This window comes from Halobacterium litoreum, from assembly GCF_021233415.1.
Lineage (GTDB): Archaea > Halobacteriota > Halobacteria > Halobacteriales > Halobacteriaceae > Halobacterium > Halobacterium litoreum.
Genome location: NZ_CP089466.1, coordinates 2,087,592 through 2,111,679 on the forward strand (window position 1 = coordinate 2,087,592; position 24,088 = coordinate 2,111,679).

The following is a 24,088-nucleotide window of genomic DNA, read 5'->3' on the forward strand; positions in this document are numbered from 1 at the left end:
GTCCCGGCCTCCGATTTAAAGTTAGAGGACGCGCCCGGCGAGCACCGCGGTCAGGGGGTAGACGACGCTCGCGGCGGCGAGCGCGACGCCAGCGTGGTAGCCGACGAGCGCGCGGTCGAGGCCGCGTTCGAGGCCGACCGCGAGCGCGGGCAGAAGCACCGCGAGCCAGAGGACGTAGCCGCCGACGGCGACGGCCAGCGCGCCCGGGTCGAGCGCCGTCGCGCCGTCCAATCCGCCGACGCGTCCCGAGAGCGCGACCGTCACGCCGGCGACGAGCGGCGCGTACACGAGCGCTGTGTGCCGGAGCGTGCGCGTCGTGTCGGCGAACTCGCGGCGCACGTCCCGGTCGAGGGCGGCGAGGTCGTCGAACAGTCCGGCGACGTCTACGAGCACGCGCCCGCCCTCCGGGCCGGCGTCGGCGGCGTGGACGGCGAGCGCGACGGCTGCCCTCGCGCGCTCGCTGGGGACGCGAGCCAGCGGGCCGTGGTCGCCGAGGAACGCCTCCTCGACGCCGATTCGGAGGCGGCCCATTCGGCGCGCGGCGTCGGCGAACGCGTCGCCGGTCGCGCCGTCGAGCGTGTCACCCGCGTCCGTCACGGCGGCTTCGACGGCCTGCCCCTGCCGGAGTCGGTGGCCGAGCACGGAGAGCGCGTCCGCGAGACCGGCTTCGAGGGAGCGAGCGTCCTCGCGCACCTCGCAGGCCGGCCGGAACCACTGTGCGAGTGCGCCACCGACCGGGAGGCCGACGGCGAGCACCGGGAGCGCCCACGCTGGGAGGAACCACGACGCGGCGACGGCCGCGGCGATTCCGAGGCCCGCGGCTGCTGCGGTCTTGACGCGGCGGCCCGCGAGTTCTGGGTGCCCGTCGGGAATCGGCGCCGGCGGAAACGCGACGGGGCGGCGCGCGAGCACCCAGCACGCCGCCGCGAGGACGGCCAGCGGGAGGACGACGCCGTACCCGAGCGCGAACGCGCCGACGGTCAGCGGGACGCCCGCGCTCGCGGCGGCGGGCGCGACGCCGACGAGCGCGAGGGGTAACACCACGCCGAACGCGTACACTGCCGTCGTCGGGCCGCGGACGGCGTCCGCGTACTCACTGGTGCGTTCGCGGGCGCCCTCGACGACGACGGCGAGCGTGCGGTCGAGGAGGCGCTCGCGGTCTCCGCCCGCGGCGTCCACGGCGGCGTCCGCGAGCGCGGCGGCGCGCCGGAGCGACGGGAGGTGTTCGGCCCACGTTGCGGCGAACGCGTCGAACCCGGCGGCAGGACGGCCACGGGCTTCCCGAGTGTGCGCCGCGAGGCTGTCGGCGAGACGGCCGTCGCCCTGTTCGGCCGCGAACGAGCTCGCGCGCTCCAGCGCGGGTTCGAGGCGCAGCGACAGCACGACCAGACAGACGAGGTCGGGCGCGGCGCCGAGCGCGCGAGACCGCTCGGCGACCTCGCGAACGCGCGGCCCGTAGGCGATGCCGACGCCCGCAGCGACGCCGAGGACGCCGACTGCGGCGCCGACGTAGGGGTAGTGGTCGGCGACGAGGACCGCAGTCAGCGAACCGGCCGCGGCGACGCCGAGCGCGGTTCGCGCGTACTCGGTGTCGGTCATCGGCCGGCAAACGCCTCGGCGCGGGCGGTCACGTCCTCGCGCACGTCGGCGTACGTCTCGCCGGGCGCGGTGAGGTCGGCGACGACGCGGCTGTTCCCGCGAGCGATTCGGCCGGTCGGCTCCGGGCCCGCGCCCTCGTCCTCGTAGAGGAGCGCGTCGTCGCCGTCGAAGACTTCCTCGACGCGCGTGACGCGGCGCCCGCGTTCGGTCTCGGCGAGCGTCACCACGAGGTCGGTCGCCGCGAACGACGACGGGGCGACGCCGAGGTCGGAGACGACGCGCTCGCGGACGCCCGCCGCGCCCTCGCCGTGAATCGTGCCGAGGACGGTGGCGTCGCTCGCGCCGACGCGCATCGCCTCGTAGAGCACGGTCGCCTCCTCGCCCCGGACCTCGCCGACCGCCACCGCGCCGTCGCCGAGTCGGAGCGCGGTGCGGAGCGCGTCCGCCATCGACACGTCCGCGCCGGCGCCGTCCGCGCTCGCGTACAGCGCCTGCACGTCGCGGTCGTCGCCCCGGAGCGCGCGCGTCGGAAGTTCGGGCGTGTCCTCGATGGTGACCAAGCGGGTCGCCGGCGAGAGCGCCCACAGCGACGCGCCGAGCAGAGTCGTCTTCCCGGCGCCCCGAGCGCCCGCGAACAGGATGGCGGCGCCGCGCTCGACGGCGGTCGCGAGGAAGCCCGCGAGGTGCGGCGCGAGCGTGCCGTTCGCCACGAGGTCCGCGAGCGCGAACGGGTCGGCGTCGTGCGCGCGGAACGCGAACCCCGTGCCGTCGCTGACGGGTTCGGTGACGCCCGCGACCCGGACGCGCCCCGTCTCCCCGAGGCCGTCGACGGTGGTGTCGAGCGTCGGGTTCGCGCGGGAGAACGGGCGCCCGCTCTCGGCCCGCAGTCGGGAGGCGAGTCGGTCAGCGCCCTCGTCGGTGAACCGGACGTTCGTGCGCGCCGCCTCGCCGTCGACGGTGACGCGGAGCGGGCCGTCGGTGACCGGCGCGCTCGCGAACGCGTCGCTCACGCGAGGATCGGCGAACACGTCTTCAAGGACGCCGAACCCCCGCGTGTGCTTGTGCAGGGCGTCGGCAAGCGGTTCACGGTGTTCGTCCGCGACGGCGCGCACCGCGCGACCGGGCGCGTCCTCGCCGTCTGGAATCGACCCGTCCGCGAGTCTGCGACGAGCGTCCGCGAGTAGTCCCCAGTCTGCCGAGTCAAGTTCGTACTCCGGCGGCACGACGTGGTAGACCGGCAGTCCGTCGGGCACGTCGTACTCGCGGACCTCGGCGCCCGTCGAGAGGATTCGCGCGTCGCGGAGGCGGCCCGCGGGCGGCGGCGTCGGTTCGATTCGCGCGTCGGCGAGCGACGGGCCGAGGTGCGGGCGGAGCGCATCGTAGTCGGAGAACGTCGCGGCGACGGCGCCGAACCCGGTCTCCGCGGCGACGTCTGCGACCGGTCCGGCGCGCCCGGTGGCTTCGGCGGCGGCCGCGAGCGGGTCGGAGCGCGCGCGGGCCGCGAGGCGCTCGTCGCGGTCCTCGACGCGCGCGGCGAACCGGCCGGCGGCGGTGAACAGCGCGGCGGCGCGCTCGCCGTACGCGCGCTCGAACCCCGCGGCGTCGACGACGACGCGCTCGGGTTCGAAGCGTCTCGCGGCGGCCGCCACGGTGACGCGACACGCCGACTCGTCGCCGAGCGCGCCGGCGCCAGGGCAGTCACTCGCGTCCACGCACAGCGTCCCGTTCTCGTGGCTCGCGTCGCACTCGCAGGCCGCGTCGTCGGACCGGAAACGGTCAAAGAACGCACGCATGGGCCGCGGTGGTCGCCTCCCCGCCGATAAACCCTCGCGTCGCGACGACCACCGGGCCGTCGCTCGCCTCGACGTACGCGAGCGTCGTGGGGCCCCGGAGCGTCCGGCGGTCGCCACAGACCGCGACCGGAACCGGGAGCAGTCGGCGGTGTTCGGTGCCACCGTGGACGACGACGAGTCGCGCCGGGTCGTCGCGAACCCGGAGTTCGGCACCTGTCGGCAGGTCGAGGTCGAGTGTCGTCCGCGGCGCCGTCGCGAGCGAGTCGCCGGGGTCGCTCCGCCGGTGGAAGTCGGTCACGGCGTCCGCGACGCGGTCGGCGCTCGCGCGAATCTCCGCCGATTGCTGGGTGTCTCGCGCGTGGTCGACTGCGGGCTGTGCGGCCGCGACGAGTGCGAGCGCAGCCAGCACCGCGAGGACGACACGGACAGTCACAGCGACTCTCGGACGCGGTCGAACAGGGAGGCGTCGTCGTCTCCGTCCGCGGGCCTCTCGCTGTCGGCGACCGCGGCTTCGAGGTCGGCTGGCAGTTCGTCGCTTTCAGGGCGCTCTCGGTCGGTATCTGGGGTTCGTCGGGCGGGTTGGCCGGTCGTGTCGTGCGCACGCTCGGTGTCGTCTCGCGGTGTGCGTCGGCGCTCGTCTTCGAGTCGCTCGACGGCCGCCCGCGCTGCGTCAGCGCGGCGCTCCACGCGCTCGTTCACGTGGTCTATCTCGCCGACGTAGCCGTGCAGGGACTGGACCGTCGCGTCGAGCGCGTCGAGGCGCTCCGCGAGGTCCGCGAGGTCCGCCTCGATTTCGTCGAGGCGGTCGTGGACGACGGCCGCCTCGGAGAGGTCGGCCACCGCCGCGTCGCTGTCGGTCACCGCGCGCTCCACCGCCCGCAGTCGCGCTGCGAAATCCTCGTCGGTCACGACCCCCGCTGGCCGCGCTCTCGCACTTAACGCTACGGGGCGCAACGTTGATGCACGATGCCCGAGACACGCCTGATATGAAAGCCGCCCTCATCGGCGTCGGGCAGGCCGGCGGGAAGGTATCCCAAGCGCTGCTCGAAGAAGACCGCCGCGCCGGCTACGACTCCATCCGCGGCGCGTTCGCAGTCAACACCGCCAAGACCGACCTCGAAGGCCTCGACATCGACTCGATGCTCGTCGGCCAAGAGCGTGTGAAAGGCCACGGCGTCGGCGCGGACAACGAACTCGGCGCGGAAGTGATGAAAAGCGACGTGCGGGAGGTCATGGGCGAACTCGACGGCGTCGTCGACCCCAAGACCGAAGCCATCTTCGTCGTCGCCGGGCTCGGCGGCGGCACCGGCTCCGGCGGCGCCCCCGTCATCGTCAACGAACTCCAGCGCATCTACGAGATTCCCGTCTACGCCCTCGGCATCCTCCCCGGCCGCGACGAAGGCGGCATCTACCAGGCCAACGCCGGCCGCTCCCTCAAGACCCTCGTCCGCGAAGCCGACTCCACCCTCCTCGTCGACAACGACGCGTGGCGCAAGACCGGCGAGAGCGTCACCGAAGCCTACGACGCCATCAACGAACGCATCGCCCGCCGCATCAGCCTCCTGCTCGCCGCCGGCGAAGGCATCGAAGGCGTCGGCGAGAGCGTCGTCGACTCCAGCGAAGTCATCAACACCCTCAAATCCGGGAACATGTCCGCGCTCGGCTTCGCGTCCGCCGACGCCGCCGCCGACGCCGGCGAGAACATCAACGTCATCACCTCCACCACCCGGAAAGCCCTCCTCACCGGCATGAGCGTCCCCGAAACCACGGAAGCCGGCGCCGCACTCGTCGTCGTCGCCGGCGACAGCGACCGCATCCCCCGAAAGGGCGTCGAGAAAGCCCGGTCGTGGGTCGAAGACGAAACCCGCAGCATGCAAGTCCGGGGCGGCGACTTCCCCCTCGACTCCGACAACGTCGCCATCCTCGTCCTCCTCTCCGGCGTCGCGCGCTCCGACCGCATCGAGGCGTTCATGGAACGCGCCAAGGAAGCCAGCGAAGAAGTCGAAACCGAACAACAGACCGAGAACTTCCAGAACGACGAACTCGACGGGCTCTTCTAAAGTACCTTTTCCACGGACCTTTTTACTTCGTCGGGTCGCCTTCGGCGACCACTCCTCGCAAAAAGCTACGCTAAAAACTCCCTGCGCTCGCTTCGCTCGCGCAGTGAATCGCCTCGCTTCGCTCGGCGAATGCTCGTTTCGACCGCTCGGCGACTGCTCGTCGCGCTACTCGTCGTTCGCGCCGATGCCGGCGAGAACGAGGCCGAGCACGAAGAGAACGGCCACCGTCTTCCAGAGCGCGTCCGGGGCGTTCGCGGTGCCGTCGGCGAGGAACAGCGCGGCGACGGCGAATCCGAAGCCGGTGACACCTAGCTGGAGGGCGAGCGTGCGAGCGAGATTCCGAGGCATCGAACGGGCGAGAAACCGGAGCGCAGGGAGTTAGGTTTTGGGTGCCGGCGCCGTCAGTCGTCGGCCTGCACGAGGCTGTCGCCGTCGAAGTCGCGGGCGTCGTACTGCACGTCGAGTTGGTCGAGGAGCGTCGGCGCGATGTCGTAGAGGTCGGTGTTCCCCGGCACTTCGACGTCCGGGTCGTCGGTGACGAGCGTCGCGTTCTCGAAGGAGTGCATGCCGTTCCGGGGGCCGTGCGTGAACACGTCCTCGCTCCCCGAGAAGCCGGCTTTCAGGTCGAAGCCGTGGTTCGGGATGGCGACGAGGTCGGGCGCGATTTCGTCGTGCGCGCCGTCGAACACGCGGTCGCCGTCGACCACGCGGTCGACGACCTGTCGGCCCTCCGGCCCCTCCAGCGAGAGCAGTTTCTCGCGGAGTTCAGAGCGCACGTCCTCGTACTCGTGTTCGGGGACGCTCCCGCGGGGCTCGCGGTCCTCGAGGTTGACGTAGAAGCGCCCCGGGATGAACGAGTACGCCTTCGTGTCGTCGTGGATGTCTTCGAGGCTGTCGTGGTCGTCGTCCTCGTAGGACAGCCATCCCTCGTCTTCGAGCCACTGGTTCAGGTGGACCTCGTAGTCCTCGCTCGTAAACCCGTGGTCCGAAGCGACGACGAGCGTCACGTCGTCCGCGAGCGCGTCCCGGAGCTCGCCGATGTACTCGTCGACCTTCTCGTAGAACTCGAGGAACTCGCGCTCGTACTCGCCGCCCTCCTCGTAGTCCTTGAACAGGAAGTGGTTCACGCGGTCGGTCGCCATGAACACGCCGAAGAAGAGGTCCCAGTCGTCCTCCTCGACGTAGTGCAAGAATGCCTCCTGTCGCGCGTCGAGGGTCTCGTGGGCGTTGTCGATGAACTCGGTCTTGTCCGCTTTGTGCCCGAGTTTCGCGTTCGCGTCGATGCGGTAGCCGATAGAGTCGAGGTACGAGGATACGTCCTCGGGGTGGGCGCCCTTGTCGACGCCCGGCGAGAGGAACCCGGAGACCATGCGCTGGACGTTGCGCTGGGGCGGGAACGTCACCGGGACGTTCAACACGGTGGCGTCGCGCCCGGCGTCGGTGACGCGGTCCCAGACGCGGGTCGCCTGCACGTCCCGGCCCATCGGCACGTACGTCTCGTAACTCCCGACCTCGCGGTCCTGGAAGCCGTATACGCCCGTTTCGCCGGGGTTGACGCCCGTCGTGAGCGACGGCCAGCACGCGCTGGATTCGGGCGGCACGATGCTGTCGATGGGGCCGCCGGTGCCCTCGTCGATGACGTCGTGGAGGTTCGGGAACGTCTCGGGTTCGTCCCGAATCAGACTGTACGGGACGCCGTCGATGCCGACGAACGCGACCCGGGCGGCGTCACTCCCACGGAGTCGGTCGAACAGACCCATACCGGGGAAGTCGCCGCTGGGCTACTAAAGCGTTGGTCTTACGCCTGCTCGAACGACGAGAACAGCGCCTTCCGCGTGCTCGCGTCGATGAGTTCGTCGAGGGTCTGTTGTTGTTCCGCGCTCACGCGACTGAACAGGCCGAGTGGCACGCGCGCGGTGGCGGCGTCGGCGTCCCCGCCGAGCGCCTCCGTGCGGTCGAACGCCGACGACAGCACGTCCATCGCGCTCGTCCGCACGTCGTCGGCGCGACAGGCGGTGACGACGGTGTCCTCGTGGACGCCGAACGCGGCCGCCGACGACACGCCGTCGAGGCGGAGGAGGGTGTCGGCGGCCTCCTCGAGGGCGCTCACCGCGGGGACGGCGCCGACGTTCGTGACGGCGAAACTGGCGCGGCGCTCGCGGTTGGCGATGGCGTCGCCGATGACGTCGAACGTCTCGCCGCTCATGCCGGGCGCGCGGAGCGCGTCGATGGTCCCCTGGTCGGCGAACTCCTGGAGGAAACTCGCGGCCTGGAAGTCCTCGCGGGAGCGCACGCGCCGGAACTCGCGGGTGCCGGCGCGGATGCCGTAGAGGAGCGCGGTCGCCACGTCCTGTTCGGGGGTGCGGTCGGCGCGCTCGATGAACCGCGCGACGATTGTCGACGTGGCGCCGGCCTCGTTGCCCGCGACGACGAGCGGGTGGTCGACGGCGGCGGGGCGGTGGCGGACGACGGCGACGACGGGCGGCCGGTTCGCGAACGACGGGACGGTGCCGCCGCCGCCGACCGCGACCGCGCCGTCGTAGTCGTCGAGGGGGTCGTCGGCCACGTCGAGACTGAGATTGAAGAGGTTACAGAACGCCTTGGCGTCGTCGCTGGTGACGGTGCCTTCGGCGAAGACGCGGGCGGAGACGCCCCACTCCTCGCAGAGTTCGCGCAGACCGATGGAGGCGGCGAGCGCGTCGACGCTGGGGTTCTCGGGAACGACGAGTGCGACGGACTCCAGGCCGGCGATGGTGTCGCGTAACTGTGCGAAGTCCTCGTCAGTGGCGGCTGTCCGGCGGCGACGCAACACGGCGTTGATGGCGTAGCCGCCCGCGCCCCCTGCGACCACGGTGCCCGCGACGAGCGCGAGCGTGGGCGTGGGGACGGAGCCGACCTCCGGGAGCATGTAGCCGGAAGTCCACGCGAACGGTTAAGTAGGTTTCCCCGACCGGGCTACTCGGCTGTGTCGCGTCGCGCGTCGTCTTCGTCCTCGGTCGGTTCGAAGTTCGTCGGAACGACGGTGACGTGACGCACGCCGAAGTCGGAGCGTTTGGCTGCCATCTCGTCCTGTCGTAGGGCCGCACCCCAGAAGTAATTACCCATGCGCATAACACATGGGCGGTTCGAGCGGAGATACGTCCCGGTAATCAGCCCCACCGGGAGCGCGACGTCGCTACTCGAAGTTCTCGGCGTAGAGGTCCTGTGCGTGCTCGATGGCGTCCTTCGCCGCGGCGGCGTCCTCGTAGCCCAGCGTCTCGACTTCCTTGCCCGCCTCGAGGTTCTTGTACGTCTCGAAGAACTCCTCGATCTCGTCGAGTTGCTGCTGGGAGACGTCTTCGAGGTCCTGGATGTGGTCGTAGCGCGGGTCCTCGTCGGGCACCGCGATGACCTTGTCGTCTTTCTCGCCGTCGTCGTCCATCTTCATCAGGGCGACCGGGCGCGCCTCGATGACGCAGCCGGGGAACGTCTGGTCCTCGACGAGCACCAGCACGTCGAACGGGTCGCCGTCGTCGTAGTAGGACTGCGGGATGAAGCCGTAGTCCGACGGGTAGTGGACGTTCGAGTGGAGGACGCGGTCCAGCATCACGCCGGGGATGTCCTTGTCGTACTCGTACTTGTTGCGTTCGCCTTTGAGACACTCCACGACGGCGTAAATCACGTCGGGCGCGTCGGGGCCGGTTTCGAGGTCTTCCCAGAGGTTCGTCATGGCGTCTGCAGGTCCACTCCGCGCGGAAAAAGAGTTTTCGTATCCGGGTTCGTGTCGCCTCCCTGCCGGATAGGGGCAACTGTGGTACCGTTGAGAAGTGTTTAAATATCCGCGCTCCTTTCCTCCACCTATGTCAGAGGCACAACCCGAGACACGGACAGACGTCCGGGACCTGACTGCGTTCCAGAAGAACATCCTCACCGTCCTCGTCGAAGAGGCGCGCTACGGGCTCGCTATCAAGCGCGAACTCGAAGACTACTACGGGCAGGAAGTCAACCACGGCCGGCTCTACCCGAACCTCGACGACCTCGTCAACAAGGGTCTCGTCGAGAAGTCCGAACTCGACAAGCGCACGAACGAGTACGCGCTCACCGACGACGGCTTCGACGCCGTCGTCGACGACCTCGAGTGGTCCCTCTCGAAGTTCGTCGTGGACGACGAACGCAGAGAACAGGTCGAAGCGCTCCTCGCAGAGAACTAACGCTCGCGGTTTTTCACCGCTTTCCCGCCCGCCAGCGACCGCTACGTCTCGGCGACCGCGTCCACCAGGTCGAGTGACTCCTCGACGGCGTCGCGTTGCTCGTCGCTCGGCCACGCGTTCCGCGGGAAGAACTCGGCGAGGAACTGCTCGCGCTCGTGGGCCGACGCGGTGTCCATCGGTCGCGCGTAGTGGTTGTTCATGAAGTCCGCGAACGCCGCGGCGTTGTCGCCGTGGACGTCGCCGTGTTCCTCGCGCACTCGCTCGACGAGTTCGGCGTTTCGCGCGGCGGCGTCGTCGTAGTCGCCCTGTTCGCCGGGGCCGGCCAGCGACACCTCGGCCGCACGGTCTGTGTCCTCGACGTCGCCGAGGCGCACGGTTCCCTCGTCGTCTATCCACTCGCTCGGGTAGCAGACGAGCGTGTCGTCGCCCTCGCGCACGCGGGCGACGAACTCGTGTTCGGCGAGCAGGTCGTCGCGGCGCTCGCGGTAGGCGTCCGCGGCGTTGTCGTCGACCGCGTCGCGCGCGAGTCGCGTGAGCCGTTCGGCCTCCTCGACTGCGTCCTCGGGTAGGTCAGTCATCGTCTAGGGCGTCGTTGGCTAGTTCGTCGGCGCGGTCGTTTACCTCCCGCGGTACGTGCGTGAGCGTCCAGTCGTCGAACCGTTCGAGGAGTTCGCGGACGCGGACGCGCTTCTCGCGGAGTTCCGGGTCGTTGGTGTTCCACGCGCCTTTCACCTGTTTGACGATGAGTTGGGAGTCGCCGCGAATCTCGGCCTCGTCGAACCCGAACTCCGTGGCTGCTTCGAGCGCGGCGATGAGCGCCTCGTACTCGGCCTGATTGTTGGTGGCGCGCCCGATGCGTTCGCCGTTCTCGGCGACGATGCCGTCCCCGGAGACGAGCACCCACCCGACGGCGGCGGGGCCGGGGTTGCCGCGGCTCGCGCCGTCGAAGTAGACGTGGACGCGCCCGCCGCGGTCGGGTTCGACGACCGCCGTGATGTCCGTGGGGTCGGCGCCCTGCACGACGAGTTTGTCCTCGTAGGCGACGGCGTGGGCGTCCCCGAGGTCGGCGTGCCACTGTTCGTACTCGGAGTTTCCCTCGCTGAACGTGGCGCCCGCGTCCGCGAGGCGAACGCGTGCGGCCTCGACGTCGCACTCGACGACCGGCATTGACGCGAAGTCACCTCCACTCCCGTATATGGGTTACTATCCACGTTGGTGCAATTGAACGGCTCTGTCCCGCGATTATCGGCAGATTGGGCGTTCGACGCGCCGATTGTGTCGTCTGCGAGGCGGACCAACACCGGCAACGGATTTAAATGCTTGCGTACCGCTAATATAAAAGTGCGATGACACGGTCCACTCGCCAGCGGGAGCGAGAAACAGCGACAGAGCAGGAGGAGTCCGAGGAGGGGGTACGGGAGTGCCCGGAGTGCGGCTCTGACAACCTCGTGAAGAGTTCGGACCGCGCGGAACTGGTCTGTGACGACTGTGGTCTCGTCGTCGAGGAAGAACAGATAGACCCCGGTCCGGAGTGGCGCGCGTTCAACCACCAGGAACGACAGGAGAAGTCCCGCGTCGGCGCGCCGACGACGCAGACGATGCACGACAAGGGACTGACGACCACCATCGACTGGAAGGACAAGGACGCCTACGGCCGGTCTATCTCGTCGAAGAAGCGCTCGCAGATGCACCGCCTGCGCAAGTGGCAGGAACGCATCCGCACCAAGGACGCCGGGGAGCGCAACCTCCAGTTCGCGCTCTCCGAAATCGACCGGATGGCCTCCGCGCTCGGCGTACCGCGCTCCGTGCGCGAGGTCGCCTCGGTCATCTACCGGCGCGCGCTCAAGGAAGACCTCATCCGAGGTCGCTCCATCGAGGGCGTCGCCACGAGCGCGCTGTACGCGGCGTGCCGGAAGGAAGGCATCCCGCGCAGCCTCGAGGAGATTTCGGAGGTGTCCCGAGTCGAGCGAAAGGAAATCGGCCGAACGTACCGCTACATCTCCCAGGAACTCGGCCTGGAGATGAAACCGGTCGACCCGAAGAAGTACGTGCCGCGCTTCTGCTCGGAGCTCGAACTCTCCGAGGAGGTCCAGTCGAAAGCCAACGAAATCATCGAGACCACCGCCGAGAAGGGGCTGCTCTCCGGAAAGTCCCCGACCGGCTACGCCGCCGCAGCAATCTACGCTGCCTCACTGCTCTGCAACGAGAAGAAGACCCAACGCGAGGTCGCGGACGTCGCGCAGGTGACGGAAGTCACCATCCGGAACCGGTACCAGGAGCAGATCGAAGCGATGGGCATCCACGGGTAGCCCGTCGTTTCGCTCCTCGCCGCCAGTCGCCGAACAGCGGTGCCGCCGGCCCTCGTCGCCGAGTACCTGCATCGAAGGGGTTTTGCTCGCCGCATCGAAACCGGTGAGACATGACTGCGCCGTGGGCCGACTGGGACCACGTCCTGAAGGTGGACCCGGACAAGTCGCTCGTGGACGGGGAGACGTTCGACGACGTCTGCGAGACGGGGACGGACGCCATCGAGGTCGGTGGGACGCTGGACGTGACGACGGAGAAGATGCAGCGGGTCATCGACGCGTGCCGAAAACACGACGTGCCCCTCTACCAGGAGCCGTCGAATCCCGCGGTCGTCGTGGACGACGCGGCGCTGGACGGCTACCTCGTGCCGGTCGTGATGAACGCCGGCGACCCGTTCTGGATCACCGGCGCGCACAAGGAGTGGGTGCGCATCGCGGAGTTGGACTGGGAGCGCACCACGACCGAGGCGTACATCGTGTTGAATCCGGCGGCGAGCGTCGCGGAGTACACGGACGCCGACTGCGACCTCGACGCCGACGACGTGCGAGCGTACGCGACGGTCGCCGAGCGCCTGCTCGGGCAGGAAATCGTCTACGTGGAGTACTCGGGGACGCTCGGCGACCCCGAGGTGGTGGCGGCGGCCGCCGACGGCGTGGACGACGCGACGCTGTTCTACGGCGGCGGCGTCGGCACGTACGACGCGGCCTACGAGATGGGGCAGCACGCGGACACCGTGGTCGTCGGGGACTTGCTCCACGACGAGGGCGTTGACGCCGTCCGGGAGACCGTCGAGGGCGTGCAAGACGCCCACGCCGAGAACTGATTACTCGCCGACGCGGGGGTCGAGGTAGCCGTACAGCAGGTCCTGAGCGAGACTGCCGACGACGCCGATGAGCGCGAACACGGTCGCCGCGCCGACGACGAGGCGGAAGTCCCGCGTGTAGACGGCGACCTGCAGGTAGGCGGCGACGCCGGGGATGCGGAAGACGGTCTCGACGACGAACGCGCCGAGCGCCAGCACCGACATCAACTCCGCGAACGACACCGACAGCAGCGGGAGCGCCGCGTTCCGCAGCGCGTGCCGGGCGTTCACCGTCTGGTTTGCGCCCTTCGCGTTGAGCATCTTCGACGTGTCCGACCCCTTGTACGAGAGGGCGTTGTTCCGGGTGTGCCGGAACAGCCCCGAGACGAGGCCGACCGCGAGGACGGCGGCGGGCAGGAGGTACTTCCAGCCGACCGACCGCCACGGCTCGGTGCCGCGGAACGACGGACTCCCGCGGAAGAGGAACGGGTGCGTGTTCCAGACGGGGTCGGCGAGCCACGGGTACTCGCCCGCGAGCGCTTTCACGACGACGATGCCGAGGACGATGCTCGGGACGCCGAGGCCGACGTAGGCGGCAATGCGGAGCGTCCAGTCGCTGACGCGGCCGCGGTACGCGCTCGCGAGGCCGCCGAGGACGCCGACGGTGTACGCGATGACGACGCCCGGGACGACGTACGCGAGCGTCCGCGGGAGCGTCTCCGCGAGGATGTCGGCGACCGGGCGGTCGAACTCGTAGGAAAATCCCCAGTCGAGCGTGACGACGTCGGTCATGTACCGGACGTACTGCTCGGCGAGCGTGCCGGTCGTCCCGTGGGCTCGCCGGTACTGGCGGCGAATCTCCTGTGCCGCCTGGCTGTCGGGGTCGAGGCCGACGAGGCGCGCGGTGAGGTCGGTGTTCGGTGCGTACCGCACGACGAGGAACGTCAACGAGACCACGAGGAGCGCGGTGAACGCGGCGAACGCGGTGCGGCGGGCGGCGTACGTCAGCCACGACATCAGACCACCCCGCGGCCGGCGAACGGGCGGGACTGCCTGCTGGGAGCGGTCGGCGAACTGGAGGGCATCGTCCCCGAACGTTGAACGTATCTGAAATAAATCTTGGGGCGCGTTAACGCTCGTCGACGCCGGGGTCGAGGTAGCCGTACAGGAGGTCCTGGAGGAAGTTCCCGCCGATGCCGATGAACACCAACACCATCGTCGTCCCGACGACGAGGGGCACGTCCTGGTTCTCGATGGCGAACAGGCTAATCGTCCCGAGTCCGGGGATGGCGAACACGCCCTCGATGATGTAGACGTTCAACATCAGGATGCCGAGCACCTCGACGAACGACAGCGTGAGGATGGGGATGGCGGCGTTCCGGAGGACGTGTCGCGCGACCCGGAGTCTGCTCGCGCCCTTCGCTTCGAGGAGTTTCACGAACTGCGCGCGCTCGTACTCCAGGGCCTCCGCGCGAGAGTGCTGGAGGAGGCCGGCGACCAGCCCCAGCGACAACACGAGCGACGGCCACACGTACCGCAGCGGGTGCGAGAACGCCCACACCTCGCTCACGCGCCGCGACGCGCTGATGACGACGCGCGCCGGCGACAGCCACGGCAGCGTCCACGGGTGGACGACGTCGAGGTAGTGTACCACCCAGAACGCGGGCAACCCCATCGCGAGGTACGCGACGACGCGGGACCCGCGGTCGAGGAGGCCGTCGCGGCCGAACGCGCCGGCGACGCCGAACGCCGCGCCGAGCACGAACGACAGCAGGACGCCCGGCACGACGTACGCGAGCGTGTACGGGAGTCGGTCTGCGACGACGTCCACGACGGGTCGGTCGAACTCGTAGGACTGCCCCCAGTCGAGCGTCGCGACGCCCGCGACGTAGTCGACGTACCGCTCGACGAGGCCGCCGCGACCGCCGTGTTCCGCGTAGTACTGCGCCTCGATTCGGTCCAGTTGGGCCGGCGTCGCGCCGCTGCGCTCGGCGCCCGCCAGTTCCGCGCCGAGTTCCGGGTTCGGGACGGAGGCGACGACGCCGAAGGTCAACGAGACGACGAGGAACGCCGCGAACACGGCGAACGCGCCGCGGCGGGCGACGAACGCCGCGTAGCTCACGCTACACCACCGCGCGGGAGAGTCCGTTGGAGGGCCATCGACTGCCGGAGTGTCGACAGCCCGACTGATAAGCGTTCGGTGTCCGCCAACGCACGCCAAAGTATAACCGTCGAGTGTAACACAGTTGTCGCAATGCCCTCCAGCAGACTCGACGGCGCCGCCTTCACCAGTGTCGACTGGGGAGAAGAAGACGCCTCGCGACGGGTTCGTCCCCGCACCGTCGCGTTCGTCCTCGCGCTCGCCGGCGTCGCCGCGCTGTTCGTGTACGACAACTGGCTGCACAGCGGACCGCTGTACGGGACGTACTACACGCGCCGCATCGACTGGCTGTTCGCCGTCTCGTTGGTCGTGTTCGCGCGGTTCGTCGCGCTCCCGCTCGTCCTCGACCGCGGCCGGACGCGGCGGTACTGGCGGCGCGTCCGCGGCGACCCGCTGGCGATGGCCGCGGTCGGCTACCTCGCCGCGTTCTTCGTCGTCGCGCTCCTCGCACCCGAACTCAGGGGCATCGGTCACGTGAGTTTCCAGCGCCAACTCCAGCCGCCGGTGTTCTTCAGCGTCCCCGCGGACGCCGTCGACGCCTGTGTCGGCCCCGTTTCGAACGGCCGGTGTCACGGCACGTGGCGCCACCCGCTGGGAACGAACGCGCTCGGCATCGACGTGCTCAGCATGCTCGTCTACGGGATGCGCGAGATTCTACAGGTGGCGCTGTCGGCGGCCGTCCTGATGGGGGTCGTCGCGACCTTCGTCGGCGCGACCGCCGGCTACGTCGGCGGCTGGGTCGACGACGTGCTGATGCGGTACGTCGACGTCCAGCAGACGGTGCCTGCGGTAGTCGTCTACGTGCTCGTGGCGACGCTCGTCCTCCGGGACAAGGCGCTCATCCTGCTCGCGGTGTTCTTCGGCCTGCTGGACTGGGGCGGTATCGCCCGCCTCGTCCGCAGCGAGGTCCTGAAGCGCCGCGACGACGGCTACGTGCGCGCCGCCCGCGCGGCGGGCGCCAGCGACTTCCACGTCGTCCGGAAGCACCTCGTGCCGAACGCGTCGCCGGCGGTCGCCACCAGCCTCTCGCGTCGCGTGCCGATGCTCGTGTTGACGCAGGTGGGGCTGTCGTTCCTGCTGTTGAGCGAGTCGAACATGCGCTCTATCGGCGAACTACTGCGGCGCGGCCTCGCGTCGCGGTACGTGGCCGGCGAGTGGACGGCGAAGTGGTGGGTGGCGGGCGCGGCGGTGCTCGTCGTCGTGCTCACCGTCGCGGCGTCGAACGTCGCCGGCGACGCGGCGCGGGACGCCCTCGACCCCCACGAGTAGCGCGGAGGTCGCGCTATCCGTTGATTCTGGGGTCGAGGTAGCCGTAGAGGACGTCCTGGAGGAGGTTGCCGAGGATGCCGACGAAGACGAGAATCATCGTGGTGCCGATGATGAGCGGGAGGTCGCGTTCCCGCACCGCGAACAGACTCGCCCCCGCCAACCCCTCTATCTCCAGAATCTCCTCGATGACGTAGATGTTGAGGACGAGCACGCCGAGGATTTCGGTCACCGACAGCGACACGATGGGTATCGACGCGTTCCGCAGCACGTGGCGCGCCACGCGGAGGCGACTCGACCCCTTCGCCTTGAGGAGTTTGGTGAACTCCTTGCCGGCCTGTTCGAGGCTCGCGATGCGCGCGAACCGAATCTGGCCCGCCAGCAGCGTCGCCGCCACCGTCACCGCCGCCAACACCTGCGGGTGCGGCGACACGACCAGCAGCGTCCCGCCGATGGACTGGATTTTGGCGCCGCCGACGGCGGTGTACCAGACGAGACCGACAAACGCCGGAATCCCGAGCAGCGCGTACGACCCGACGCGGAGCACCCAGTCGAACCGCGAGTTCCGGAGCATCGCGGACGCGAGGCCGAACAGGACGCCGAAGGCGACGGCGAGAATCACGCCGGGGATGACGTACTCCAGAGTAGTGGGGACGCGAGTTTCGAGGACGGACCACACCGGTTTGCGGTACGCGAACGAGTACCCCCACTCCAGCGTCGTCACGTCCACCAGCCACCCGACGTACTGGTCGAGCAGCGACGCGTCGAGGCCGCGCGCCTCGAGGTAGCGCTGGCGTATCTGCTCGATTTCCTCGGGTGACGCGCGCTGGAACCGCGCGGCCGACGCGAGTTTCGCGCCGAGGTCGACGTTCGGCGTGAACGTGATGAGCGCGAACGTCGCGGTGACCACGAGATACGCCGAGAGCACCGCGAACGCCACGCGACGCGCCAGATACTGGAGGTAACTCACGGCCACCACGCGTCGCGCTTCGGTCGACAACTGTACTCGGTGGAGGGCTGTTTCGGCATGTGTTCCCGCGAGACTCTCTCACAAAGATTTATAAAAATTGGCTATAATCGCAGGTACACGCCACGATGCCCTCCACCGAACTCGAGTCGGCCAAATTCACCAGTATCGACTGGAGCGACGAGTCCGGCGGCTGGCGGTCGGTCCGCTACCGCAGCGTCGGACTCGTCGCCGCGTTGCTCCTCGTCGCCGCCCTGTTCACCTACGACTACGTCGCCGCCCCGCGGGAACTGTTCGCGTTCATGGACTGGGACGTCACCCGGATGGACTGGCTGTTCCTCGTCTCGACGGTGCTGTTCGTCCGGTACGCGCTCGTCCCCCTCGCGGTCAGCCGCGAACGCTCGTCGACGTACGTCCGCGAGTTCGTGCGCCGGCCGGCGGGCGTCCTGAGTCTCGGGTACATCCTCTTCTTCGGCGTCATGGGGCTCGTCGGTCCCGAGTGGTTCGGGCTGGCCCGCGTCGACTTCTACGCGAAAGTCCAGCCGCCGGTGTTCACGTCGGTGAACACCGGGAACATCCGGGCGTACAACTGCGTCGGGAAGGTAGCCGGAAACCAGTGCCACGGGACGTGGCAGTACCCGCTCGGCACCACGCGCGTGGGCGAGGACGTCGCGAAAGTCATCGTCTACGCCATCCGCATCGGCCTCAAGCTCGCGTTGAGCGCGGCGATGATAATGGTCGTCGTCGCGACCGCCGTCGGCACCGCCGCCGGCTACTTCGGCGGCTGGGTCGACGACGTGTTGATGCGGTACGTCGACGTCCAGCAGACCGTCCCCGCCATCGTCGTCTACATCATCCTCTCGACGATGTACCTCGGGAAGGGGCTGTTCGCGCTCGCGCTCGTCTTCGGCCTGCTCGACTGGGGCGGCATCGCACGCCTCGTCCGCAGTGAAGTCCTCCAGCGCCGCACCGACGGCTACGTGCGCGCCGCGCAGGCGGCCGGCGCGAGTGACCTCCACGTCGTCCGAAAACACGTCATCCCGAACTCCACGGCGACCATCGTCACCGCGCTCACGCGACAGATTCCCCTGCTCATCCTCGCGCAGGTGGCGCTCGCGTACCTGAAACTGAACAGCGTCGCGTTCCGCTCGCTCGGCGAGGTGCTGATGCGTGGACTGTCTGCGAACCCCGTGCCGTGGCACCAGCGCTGGTGGGTCACCGGCTTCATCACGCTGTTCCTCGTCGTCACCGTCGTGTCGTTCAACGTCTTCGGGGACGTGGTTCGTGACGTTCTCGACCCACAGGAGGAGGTGGCGTAGATGCGGGAGCCGCTGCTCTCGGTCCGCGACCTCCACACGCAGTTCGACACCGACGACGGCACCGTGAAAGCCGTCGACGGCGTCAGTTTCGACGTGGAGCCCGGCGAGACGGTGTGTCTCGTCGGCGAGTCCGGCTCCGGGAAGACGGTCGCCTGCGAGTCCATCACGAAGCTCATCCCGACGCCGCCGGGAGAGATTACGGGCGGCGAGGTGCGCTTCGACGGCGAGGACCTCGCCGACCTCTCCTCGAAGCAACTCCGGCAGTACCGCGGCGGCCGCATCGGCCACGTCTTCCAGAACCCGCAGGGCGCACTCGACCCGGTCTACACCGTCGGCGAGCAGCTCGTGGAGGCGATTCGCCTCCACCGCGACGTGTCGAAGAAGGCGGCCCGGAAGCGCGCAGTCGAGTTGCTCGACCGCGTCGGCATCGGCGACGTATCGGAGCGCATCGACGACTACCCCCACCAGTTCTCGGGCGGGATGAAACAGCGCGTCGTCATCGCGATGGCGCTCGCCTGCGACCCCGACCTGCTCATCGCCGACGAACCGACCACCGCCCTCGACGTGACCATCCAAGCGCAGGTCTTGCGCCTCCTGAACGAACTGCAGGAGGAACGCGGGATGGCGATGGTGTTCGTCACGCACGACCTCGGCGTCGTCGCGGAAATCGCCGACCGCGTCGTGGTGATGTACGCGGGGAAGGTGATGGAGACCGGCGACGTCTACCAGGTGTTCGAGAACCCCTCGCACCCGTACACGAAGGCGCTGTTGAAGTGCCTGCCCGGGAGAGGGCGCGCGCTCGAAACCATCGGCGGGTCGCTGCCGGACCCGACCGACCCGCCGGACGGCTGTCGGTTCCACCCGCGGTGTCCCCACGCCGTCCCGGCGTGCGAGGAGGGCGGCCAGCCCGCCTTCGAGGACGTGGGCGGGAACCACGAGGCGTCCTGCGTGCTGTACGGCACCGAACACGAGCAACCCGAAGCACTGGAGGCAGACGATGACTGACGACGCCATCCTCTCCGTGGAGAACCTGGAGAAACACTACCCCGTGCGGTCCGGACTGCTGCGCCGCGTCACCGGCCACGTGAAGGCCGTCGACGGCGTCAGTTTCGAGGTCCGCGAGGGCGAGACGGTCGGCCTGGTCGGCGAGTCCGGCTGCGGGAAGTCGACGACGGCGACCAGCCTGCTCCGACTGGAGGAGCCGACGGGCGGCGACGTCTACTTCGACGGCGAGGACATCACGGAGTACGGCAAAGACGAACAGAAGGAGTTCCGGCGGCGCGCCCAGATGGTGTTCCAGGACCCGAACTCGGCGTTCGACCCGCGGATGACCGTCGGCGAGTCGGTCGCCGAACCGCTGGGTATCCACGGCCTCCGCGACGGCGACCGGCAGGAGGAAATCGTCGGCGACCTGCTCGAACGCGTCGGGATGTCGGCGGACGACGCGAGCCGGTACCCCCACGAGTTCTCCGGCGGGCAGAAACAGCGCATCGCGCTCGCCCGCTCGCTCATCCTGAACCCGGACCTGCTCGTCGCGGACGAGCCCGTGAGCGCGCTGGACGTGAGCGTGCAGGCCGAGATTCTCTCGCTGCTGGACGACCTCCAGCAGGAACTGAATCTGTCGATGCTCCTCATCAGCCACGACCTCGGCGTCGTCCAGCAGGTGTGTGACCGCGTCGGCGTGATGTACCTCGGCGAACTCGTGGAGATGGGGACCACCGAGGAACTGTTCGAGAACCCCCAGCACCCGTACACCGAAGCGTTGCTCGCGTCCATCCCCGACCCGGACCCGCGCCAGCGCGGGGACGCAATCGAGTTGACCGGCGACGTGCCGGACCCGTCGAACCCGCCGAGTGGCTGTTCGTTCCACCCGCGGTGTCCCCGCGTGGTGCCACCCGAGGAGTTCGACTTCCCAGAGGACTCGTTCCGGGAGGTCTTGGACTTCCGGCTCGCCGTGGAGAACGGCGACGTGGACGAGGACCTGCTCGCGGGCGAGGGCGACGTGCGCGAGGAGTTCGGCCTCCCGTCCGCGTTGCCCGACGACGACGCCGAAGCCGTCGTGTCGTCGGCCATCGACGACCTGCTCGCGGGCGACGAGGACGCCGCCGCCGACCGCCTCGGGGACGCGTTCACGTCCGTCTGCGAGCGCGAGGAGCCGGCCCTCCAGGAGACCGACGCCGGCCACCCGGCGGCGTGTCACCTCCACGACCACGCGAGCGAACACGCGCCGCCCGAACTCACGCAGGCACAGGACTGACCGCTCTCGCGGTCGGTTCGCCGCACGCCGGAAATGGCGGCGTTTAAGGCCGGGTGTCGTGAATCGGGAGGCATGCAGGACCGCACGTTCACCGCGGACGCCGAGCCGGGCGACCACGCGACGGTCGCCGGCTGGGTACACGAGATTCGCGACCTCGGTGGCATCGCCTTCCTCATCCTCCGAGACAAGACCGGGAAGATTCAGGTCAAATTCGAGAAGGACGAGATGGACGACGACCTCGTGGAGACCGGGCTGGGCGCCCACCGCGAGTCCGTCGTGCAGGTCACCGGCGACGTCGAGGAAGAAGAGCGCGCGCCGACCGGCGTCGAGGTGACGCCGGAGTCGATGCAGGTGCTCGCCGACGCCGACCCCGAACTCCCCCTCGACCCGTCGGGGAAGGTCGACGCCGACCTCTCGACGCGCCTCGACAACCGCACGCTGGACGCCCGCAAGCCGGAGACGAAGGCCGTCTTCGAGATTCGCGCGGAAGTCCTGCGCGCGGTCCGCGAGTACTTCCGGAGCGTCGGCTCCACGGAGATCAACACGCCGAAAATCGTCGCCACGGGCACCGAGGGCGGCACGGAACTGTTCCCCGTGACGTACTTCGGCCGCGAGGCGTTCATGAACCAGAGCCCCCAGCTGTTCAAGCAGCTGATGGTCGGTAGCGGCCTGGAACGCGTCTTCGAGGTCGGTCCCATCTTCCGCGCGGAGGAGCACAACACGCCCCGCCACCTGAACGAGGCGACGATGATCGACTTCGAGTCCGCGTTCATCGACCACGAGGAGGCGATGGATGTCTGCGAAGGGACGCTCAAGGCGGCGTACTCGGCGGTCGAGGAGCACTGCCAGGAGGAACTCGAAATTCTGGGCATCGCCGACGAGTTCGAGGCGCCGACCGACGACTTCCCGCGGCTCACCTACGAGGAGGCCATCGAGCGCATCAACGCGACGGGCGAGCTCGACGAGCAACTCGTCTGGGGCGACGACCTGCCGACCGAGGGCGAGAAGGCCCTCGGCGACGACGTGGGCGGGCACTACTTCGTCACGGACTGGCCGAGCGAGATCAAGCCGTTCTACATCCAGGACTACGACGACGACCCCGACCTCTCGAAGGGCTTCGACCTGATGCACCCGCGCATGGAACTCGTCTCCGGCGGGCAGCGCGAACACCGCTACGACGCGCTCGTCGAGGGCTTCGAGCAGCAGGGCCTCGACCCCGACCAGTTCGAGTACTACACGAAGATGTTCCGCTACGGGATGCCGCCCCACGCCGGGTGGGCGTACGGCGTCGAGCGCCTCGTGATGACGATGCTCGACCTCGACAACATCCGGGAAGCCGTGCTGTTCCCGCGAGACCGGCAACGCCTGTCGCCGTAGGCGACGGCGTCCCTGTCGAGCGGGAGCACGGAAGTCGCAGCCCGCGCAACGCAGTGAGCAGGAACGTCTTCCGGCGTTCTCGTGAGGGGACCGAACGAGAATTCGCTGGGCGCGACTGGCGCCGAGCGATATTCCCGCGAGATCGACAACGGCTCTCCCCGTAGGGGAGAACGTTGTCGGTCAGCGAGACGCGCCAGCGTCTCGCAAGACCGTCAGCGTCTGAGTCCCTAGCTGGGAACTGGCGGGTCGTCCCCAGACTGCAACGCTTACCTTCTCGCGTCGCCGAACCCGTGTCAATGAGCGACGGCGACGCGGCGACGGCGTTCGCGCCCGGGCACGTCACGGGCTTTTTCAGCGTCTCGCGGGCCGACGACCCGATGCGGGCGGGGTCGCGGGGCGCGGGCGTGACGCTCTCGGCGGGCGTGACGGTGCGGGTGACGCCGAGCGACGACACCGAGGTGCGACTGAACGGCGACAGAATCGACGTGGAGAGCGCGACCCGAGTACTGGGCGCGCTGGACGCGACGGCGACCGTCGAAGCCGAGACGAATCTCCCGTTGGGCGCGGGGTTCGGCGTCTCCGGCGCGATGGCGCTCGGAACGGCGTTCGCGGCGAACGCGGCATTCGCCCGCGGGCGCTCGGAGAACGACCTCGTGTCGCTCGCGCACGCCGCGGAAGTCGAAGCCGGAACGGGACTCGGGGACGTGGTGGCACAGGCGCGTGGCGGCGTGCCGATTCGCGTCGAACCGGGAGCGCCCGGCCACGGCGTCCTCGACGGCGTGCCGGCGGCCGGCCGCATCGAGTACGTCTCCTTCGGCGGCCTGTCCACGAGCGAGGTCATCGGCGGCGACACAGAGGCGCTGTCGGCGGCGGGCGAGCGCGCGCTCGTCGACCTCCGCGAGCGCCCGACGCTCCCGCACTTCTTCGAGTTGGCTCGCGAGTTCTCGCGGGACGCCGAGTTGCTCGACGGCGAGGTCGCGGCGGCGGTCGAAGCCGTCACCGAGTCCGGGGGCGAGGCCGCGATGGCGATGCTCGGGCGGACGGCGTTCGCGCTCGGAACCGGGCTGACCGAGGCGGGCTACGACCCCGAAGTGTGCGAGATTCACGCGGCGGGCGCGACGCTCCGGTAGTCGAAACCGGGAACGGGCGATTTTTGCGAGCGCGGGTGTGAGGAGTCGCTATGACCGAGATTCCCGAGGACCACCCGCGCCACGACTCGCTGGTGACGCGCCACCGCATCGAGGACGGCGTGGACGCGGGCATCACGAGCAGACAGGGGCTCATCGCGCAGGGCCGCGGCGAGGCCTACGACTACCTGCTCGGCGAGGAGACGACTCCGTCGGCGGACGAGGCAGAGCGCGCGGCGGCCGCCCACCTCCTGCTCGCGGACCACCCGGTGCTGTCGGTGAACGGGAACGTCGCGGCGCTCGTGCCCGGCGAAATCGTGGAGTTGGCGGAGGCGACGGGCGCGGACGTGGAAGTCAATCTGTTCAACCGCACCGAGGAACGCATGGAGCGCATCGCGGACTACCTCCGGGAGCACGGCGCCGAGGACGTGAAGGGGCTGACCGCGGACGGTCGGATTCCGGGATTAGAACACGAGCGCGCGAAGGTGGACGCCGACGGCATCGGGGACGCGGATGTGGTGCTCGTTCCCCTCGAAGACGGCGACCGGGCCGAGGCCCTCGCCGAGATGGGGAAGACCGAACTCGTGATAGACCTGAATCCGCTCTCTCGGTCGGCACAGACCGCGAGCGTCCCGATTATCGACAACATCGTGCGCGCCGTGCCGAACGTGACGGCCCACGCCCGCGACCTCGCCGACGCGTCCCGCGAGGAACTGACCGACATCGTGGAGGGCTTCGACCGCGAGGCGGCGCTGGAGGCGGCAGAGGCGCGGATTCGCGCCGTCGGCGAGGACTGACGGCACTCCGCGAACCGAACCGCTTTTGTTCCTTTAGGTTGGCCTAAAACACATGTCGCGTCGCAC

At 69.3% G+C, this 24,088-nt stretch carries 24 protein-coding genes; 11 read left to right on the top strand and 13 right to left on the bottom strand.

Translation table 11 applies throughout. From position 1 onward, the window contains the following. Window positions 1-21: 21 nt before the first annotated feature. The 4 genes from LT972_RS11455 to LT972_RS11470 are packed head-to-tail and all read right to left on the bottom strand — an operon-like array spanning window position 22 to window position 4,301. Entirely contained in the window at window positions 22-1,599 is a 1,578-nt protein-coding gene (locus LT972_RS11455; protein WP_232570513.1) for a type II secretion system protein, read from the bottom strand. Next, window positions 1,596-3,392, bottom strand: coding sequence for a type II/IV secretion system ATPase subunit (locus LT972_RS11460; protein ID WP_232570515.1), 1,797 nt, complete (start codon window positions 3,390-3,392; stop codon window positions 1,596-1,598). The genes LT972_RS11455 and LT972_RS11460 overlap by 4 nt, the downstream gene beginning before the upstream one ends. Continuing rightward, on the bottom strand, window positions 3,376-3,825 hold the full coding sequence (locus LT972_RS11465; protein ID WP_232570517.1) for a DUF7311 family protein: 450 nt from the start codon (window positions 3,823-3,825) through the stop codon (window positions 3,376-3,378). The genes LT972_RS11460 and LT972_RS11465 overlap by 17 nt, the downstream gene beginning before the upstream one ends. Continuing rightward, complete coding sequence (locus LT972_RS11470) at window positions 3,822-4,301, bottom strand: DUF7310 family coiled-coil domain-containing protein (protein ID WP_232570519.1); 480 nt, start codon at window positions 4,299-4,301, stop codon at window positions 3,822-3,824. Before LT972_RS11470 ends, LT972_RS11465 begins: the two co-directional genes overlap by 4 nt. A gap of 77 nt (window positions 4,302-4,378) precedes the next feature. On the opposite strand from LT972_RS11470, the gene LT972_RS11475 reads away from it, so the two are divergent. Continuing rightward, the gene (locus tag LT972_RS11475) at window positions 4,379-5,452 is read left to right on the top strand and encodes a tubulin/FtsZ family protein (protein WP_232570521.1); all 1,074 of its coding nucleotides are present in this window, start codon (window positions 4,379-4,381) and stop codon (window positions 5,450-5,452) included. A 165-nt stretch (window positions 5,453-5,617) separates the two neighbouring features. Here the strand turns inward: LT972_RS11475 and LT972_RS11480 are convergent, their stop codons facing one another. From LT972_RS11480 to LT972_RS11495, 4 genes are all read right to left on the bottom strand, one after another. Beyond that, window positions 5,618-5,800, bottom strand: coding sequence for a hypothetical protein (locus LT972_RS11480; protein WP_232570522.1), 183 nt, complete (start codon window positions 5,798-5,800; stop codon window positions 5,618-5,620). 53 nt (window positions 5,801-5,853) lie between these two features. Further along, window positions 5,854-7,212 carry an alkaline phosphatase family protein gene (locus tag LT972_RS11485; RefSeq protein WP_232570523.1) on the bottom strand — a complete coding sequence of 453 codons (1,359 nt, stop codon included), beginning with the start codon at window positions 7,210-7,212 and terminating at the stop codon, window positions 5,854-5,856. Between the two features lie 38 nt (window positions 7,213-7,250). Continuing rightward, window positions 7,251-8,360, bottom strand: coding sequence for a DHH family phosphoesterase (locus LT972_RS11490; protein ID WP_232570524.1), 1,110 nt, complete (start codon window positions 8,358-8,360; stop codon window positions 7,251-7,253). Window positions 8,361-8,627: 267 nt separating this feature from the next. After that, window positions 8,628-9,161: an inorganic diphosphatase gene (locus LT972_RS11495; RefSeq protein WP_232570525.1), complete on the bottom strand. Its 534-nt coding sequence runs from the start codon at window positions 9,159-9,161 to the stop codon at window positions 8,628-8,630. Window positions 9,162-9,291: 130 nt separating this feature from the next. Between LT972_RS11495 and LT972_RS11500 the strand changes: the two genes are divergently transcribed. Continuing rightward, window positions 9,292-9,642 carry a helix-turn-helix transcriptional regulator gene (locus tag LT972_RS11500; RefSeq protein WP_232570526.1) on the top strand — a complete coding sequence of 117 codons (351 nt, stop codon included), beginning with the start codon at window positions 9,292-9,294 and terminating at the stop codon, window positions 9,640-9,642. Window positions 9,643-9,683: 41 nt separating this feature from the next. Here LT972_RS11500 and LT972_RS11505 read toward each other — a convergent pair whose 3' ends face one another. Both LT972_RS11505 and rnhA read right to left on the bottom strand, forming a co-directional pair. After that, window positions 9,684-10,220, bottom strand: a complete 537-nt coding sequence (locus tag LT972_RS11505; RefSeq protein WP_232570527.1) for a DUF7108 domain-containing protein — start codon at window positions 10,218-10,220, stop codon at window positions 9,684-9,686. Next, the gene (gene rnhA / locus LT972_RS11510) at window positions 10,213-10,809 is read right to left on the bottom strand and encodes a ribonuclease HI (RefSeq protein ID WP_232570528.1); all 597 of its coding nucleotides are present in this window, start codon (window positions 10,807-10,809) and stop codon (window positions 10,213-10,215) included. Before rnhA ends, LT972_RS11505 begins: the two co-directional genes overlap by 8 nt. A gap of 179 nt (window positions 10,810-10,988) precedes the next feature. Here rnhA and LT972_RS11515 point away from each other — a divergent pair, with 179 nt between their 5' ends. Both LT972_RS11515 and LT972_RS11520 read left to right on the top strand, forming a co-directional pair. After that, entirely contained in the window at window positions 10,989-11,951 is a 963-nt protein-coding gene (locus tag LT972_RS11515; RefSeq protein WP_232570529.1) for a transcription initiation factor IIB, read from the top strand. A gap of 110 nt (window positions 11,952-12,061) precedes the next feature. Continuing rightward, window positions 12,062-12,772 (top strand): phosphoglycerol geranylgeranyltransferase, encoded by a 711-nt coding sequence (locus LT972_RS11520; protein ID WP_232570530.1) that lies wholly within the window; start codon window positions 12,062-12,064, stop codon window positions 12,770-12,772. On the opposite strand, the gene LT972_RS11525 is transcribed toward LT972_RS11520, so the two are convergent. Beyond that, window positions 12,773-13,768 (bottom strand): ABC transporter permease, encoded by a 996-nt coding sequence (locus LT972_RS11525; RefSeq protein ID WP_232570531.1) that lies wholly within the window; start codon window positions 13,766-13,768, stop codon window positions 12,773-12,775. A 112-nt stretch (window positions 13,769-13,880) separates the two neighbouring features. After that, window positions 13,881-14,873 (bottom strand): ABC transporter permease, encoded by a 993-nt coding sequence (locus tag LT972_RS11530; RefSeq protein WP_232570532.1) that lies wholly within the window; start codon window positions 14,871-14,873, stop codon window positions 13,881-13,883. A gap of 132 nt (window positions 14,874-15,005) precedes the next feature. On the opposite strand from LT972_RS11530, the gene LT972_RS11535 reads away from it, so the two are divergent. After that, window positions 15,006-16,181, top strand: coding sequence for an ABC transporter permease (locus LT972_RS11535; RefSeq protein ID WP_232570533.1), 1,176 nt, complete (start codon window positions 15,006-15,008; stop codon window positions 16,179-16,181). 13 nt (window positions 16,182-16,194) lie between these two features. Here LT972_RS11535 and LT972_RS11540 read toward each other — a convergent pair whose 3' ends face one another. Beyond that, window positions 16,195-17,148 carry an ABC transporter permease gene (locus LT972_RS11540; RefSeq protein WP_232570534.1) on the bottom strand — a complete coding sequence of 318 codons (954 nt, stop codon included), beginning with the start codon at window positions 17,146-17,148 and terminating at the stop codon, window positions 16,195-16,197. A gap of 125 nt (window positions 17,149-17,273) precedes the next feature. Between LT972_RS11540 and LT972_RS11545 the strand changes: the two genes are divergently transcribed. From LT972_RS11545 to LT972_RS11570, 6 genes are all read left to right on the top strand, one after another. Further along, a complete protein-coding gene (locus LT972_RS11545; RefSeq protein ID WP_232570535.1) occupies window positions 17,274-18,464 on the top strand; it encodes an ABC transporter permease in 1,191 nt (396 codons plus the stop codon). Next, window positions 18,465-19,469 (top strand): ABC transporter ATP-binding protein, encoded by a 1,005-nt coding sequence (locus LT972_RS11550; RefSeq protein ID WP_232570536.1) that lies wholly within the window; start codon window positions 18,465-18,467, stop codon window positions 19,467-19,469. Further along, entirely contained in the window at window positions 19,462-20,721 is a 1,260-nt protein-coding gene (locus LT972_RS11555) for an ABC transporter ATP-binding protein (protein ID WP_232570537.1), read from the top strand. The genes LT972_RS11550 and LT972_RS11555 overlap by 8 nt, the downstream gene beginning before the upstream one ends. 72 nt (window positions 20,722-20,793) lie before the next feature. After that, the gene (aspS, locus tag LT972_RS11560) at window positions 20,794-22,098 is read left to right on the top strand and encodes an aspartate--tRNA(Asn) ligase (protein ID WP_232570538.1); all 1,305 of its coding nucleotides are present in this window, start codon (window positions 20,794-20,796) and stop codon (window positions 22,096-22,098) included. Between the two features lie 296 nt (window positions 22,099-22,394). Beyond that, window positions 22,395-23,228, top strand: a complete 834-nt coding sequence (locus LT972_RS11565) for a pantoate kinase (protein ID WP_232570539.1) — start codon at window positions 22,395-22,397, stop codon at window positions 23,226-23,228. A 50-nt stretch (window positions 23,229-23,278) separates the two neighbouring features. After that, a complete protein-coding gene (locus LT972_RS11570; RefSeq protein ID WP_232570540.1) occupies window positions 23,279-24,022 on the top strand; it encodes a 4-phosphopantoate--beta-alanine ligase in 744 nt (247 codons plus the stop codon). The last annotated feature ends 66 nt before the right edge of the window (window positions 24,023-24,088 follow it).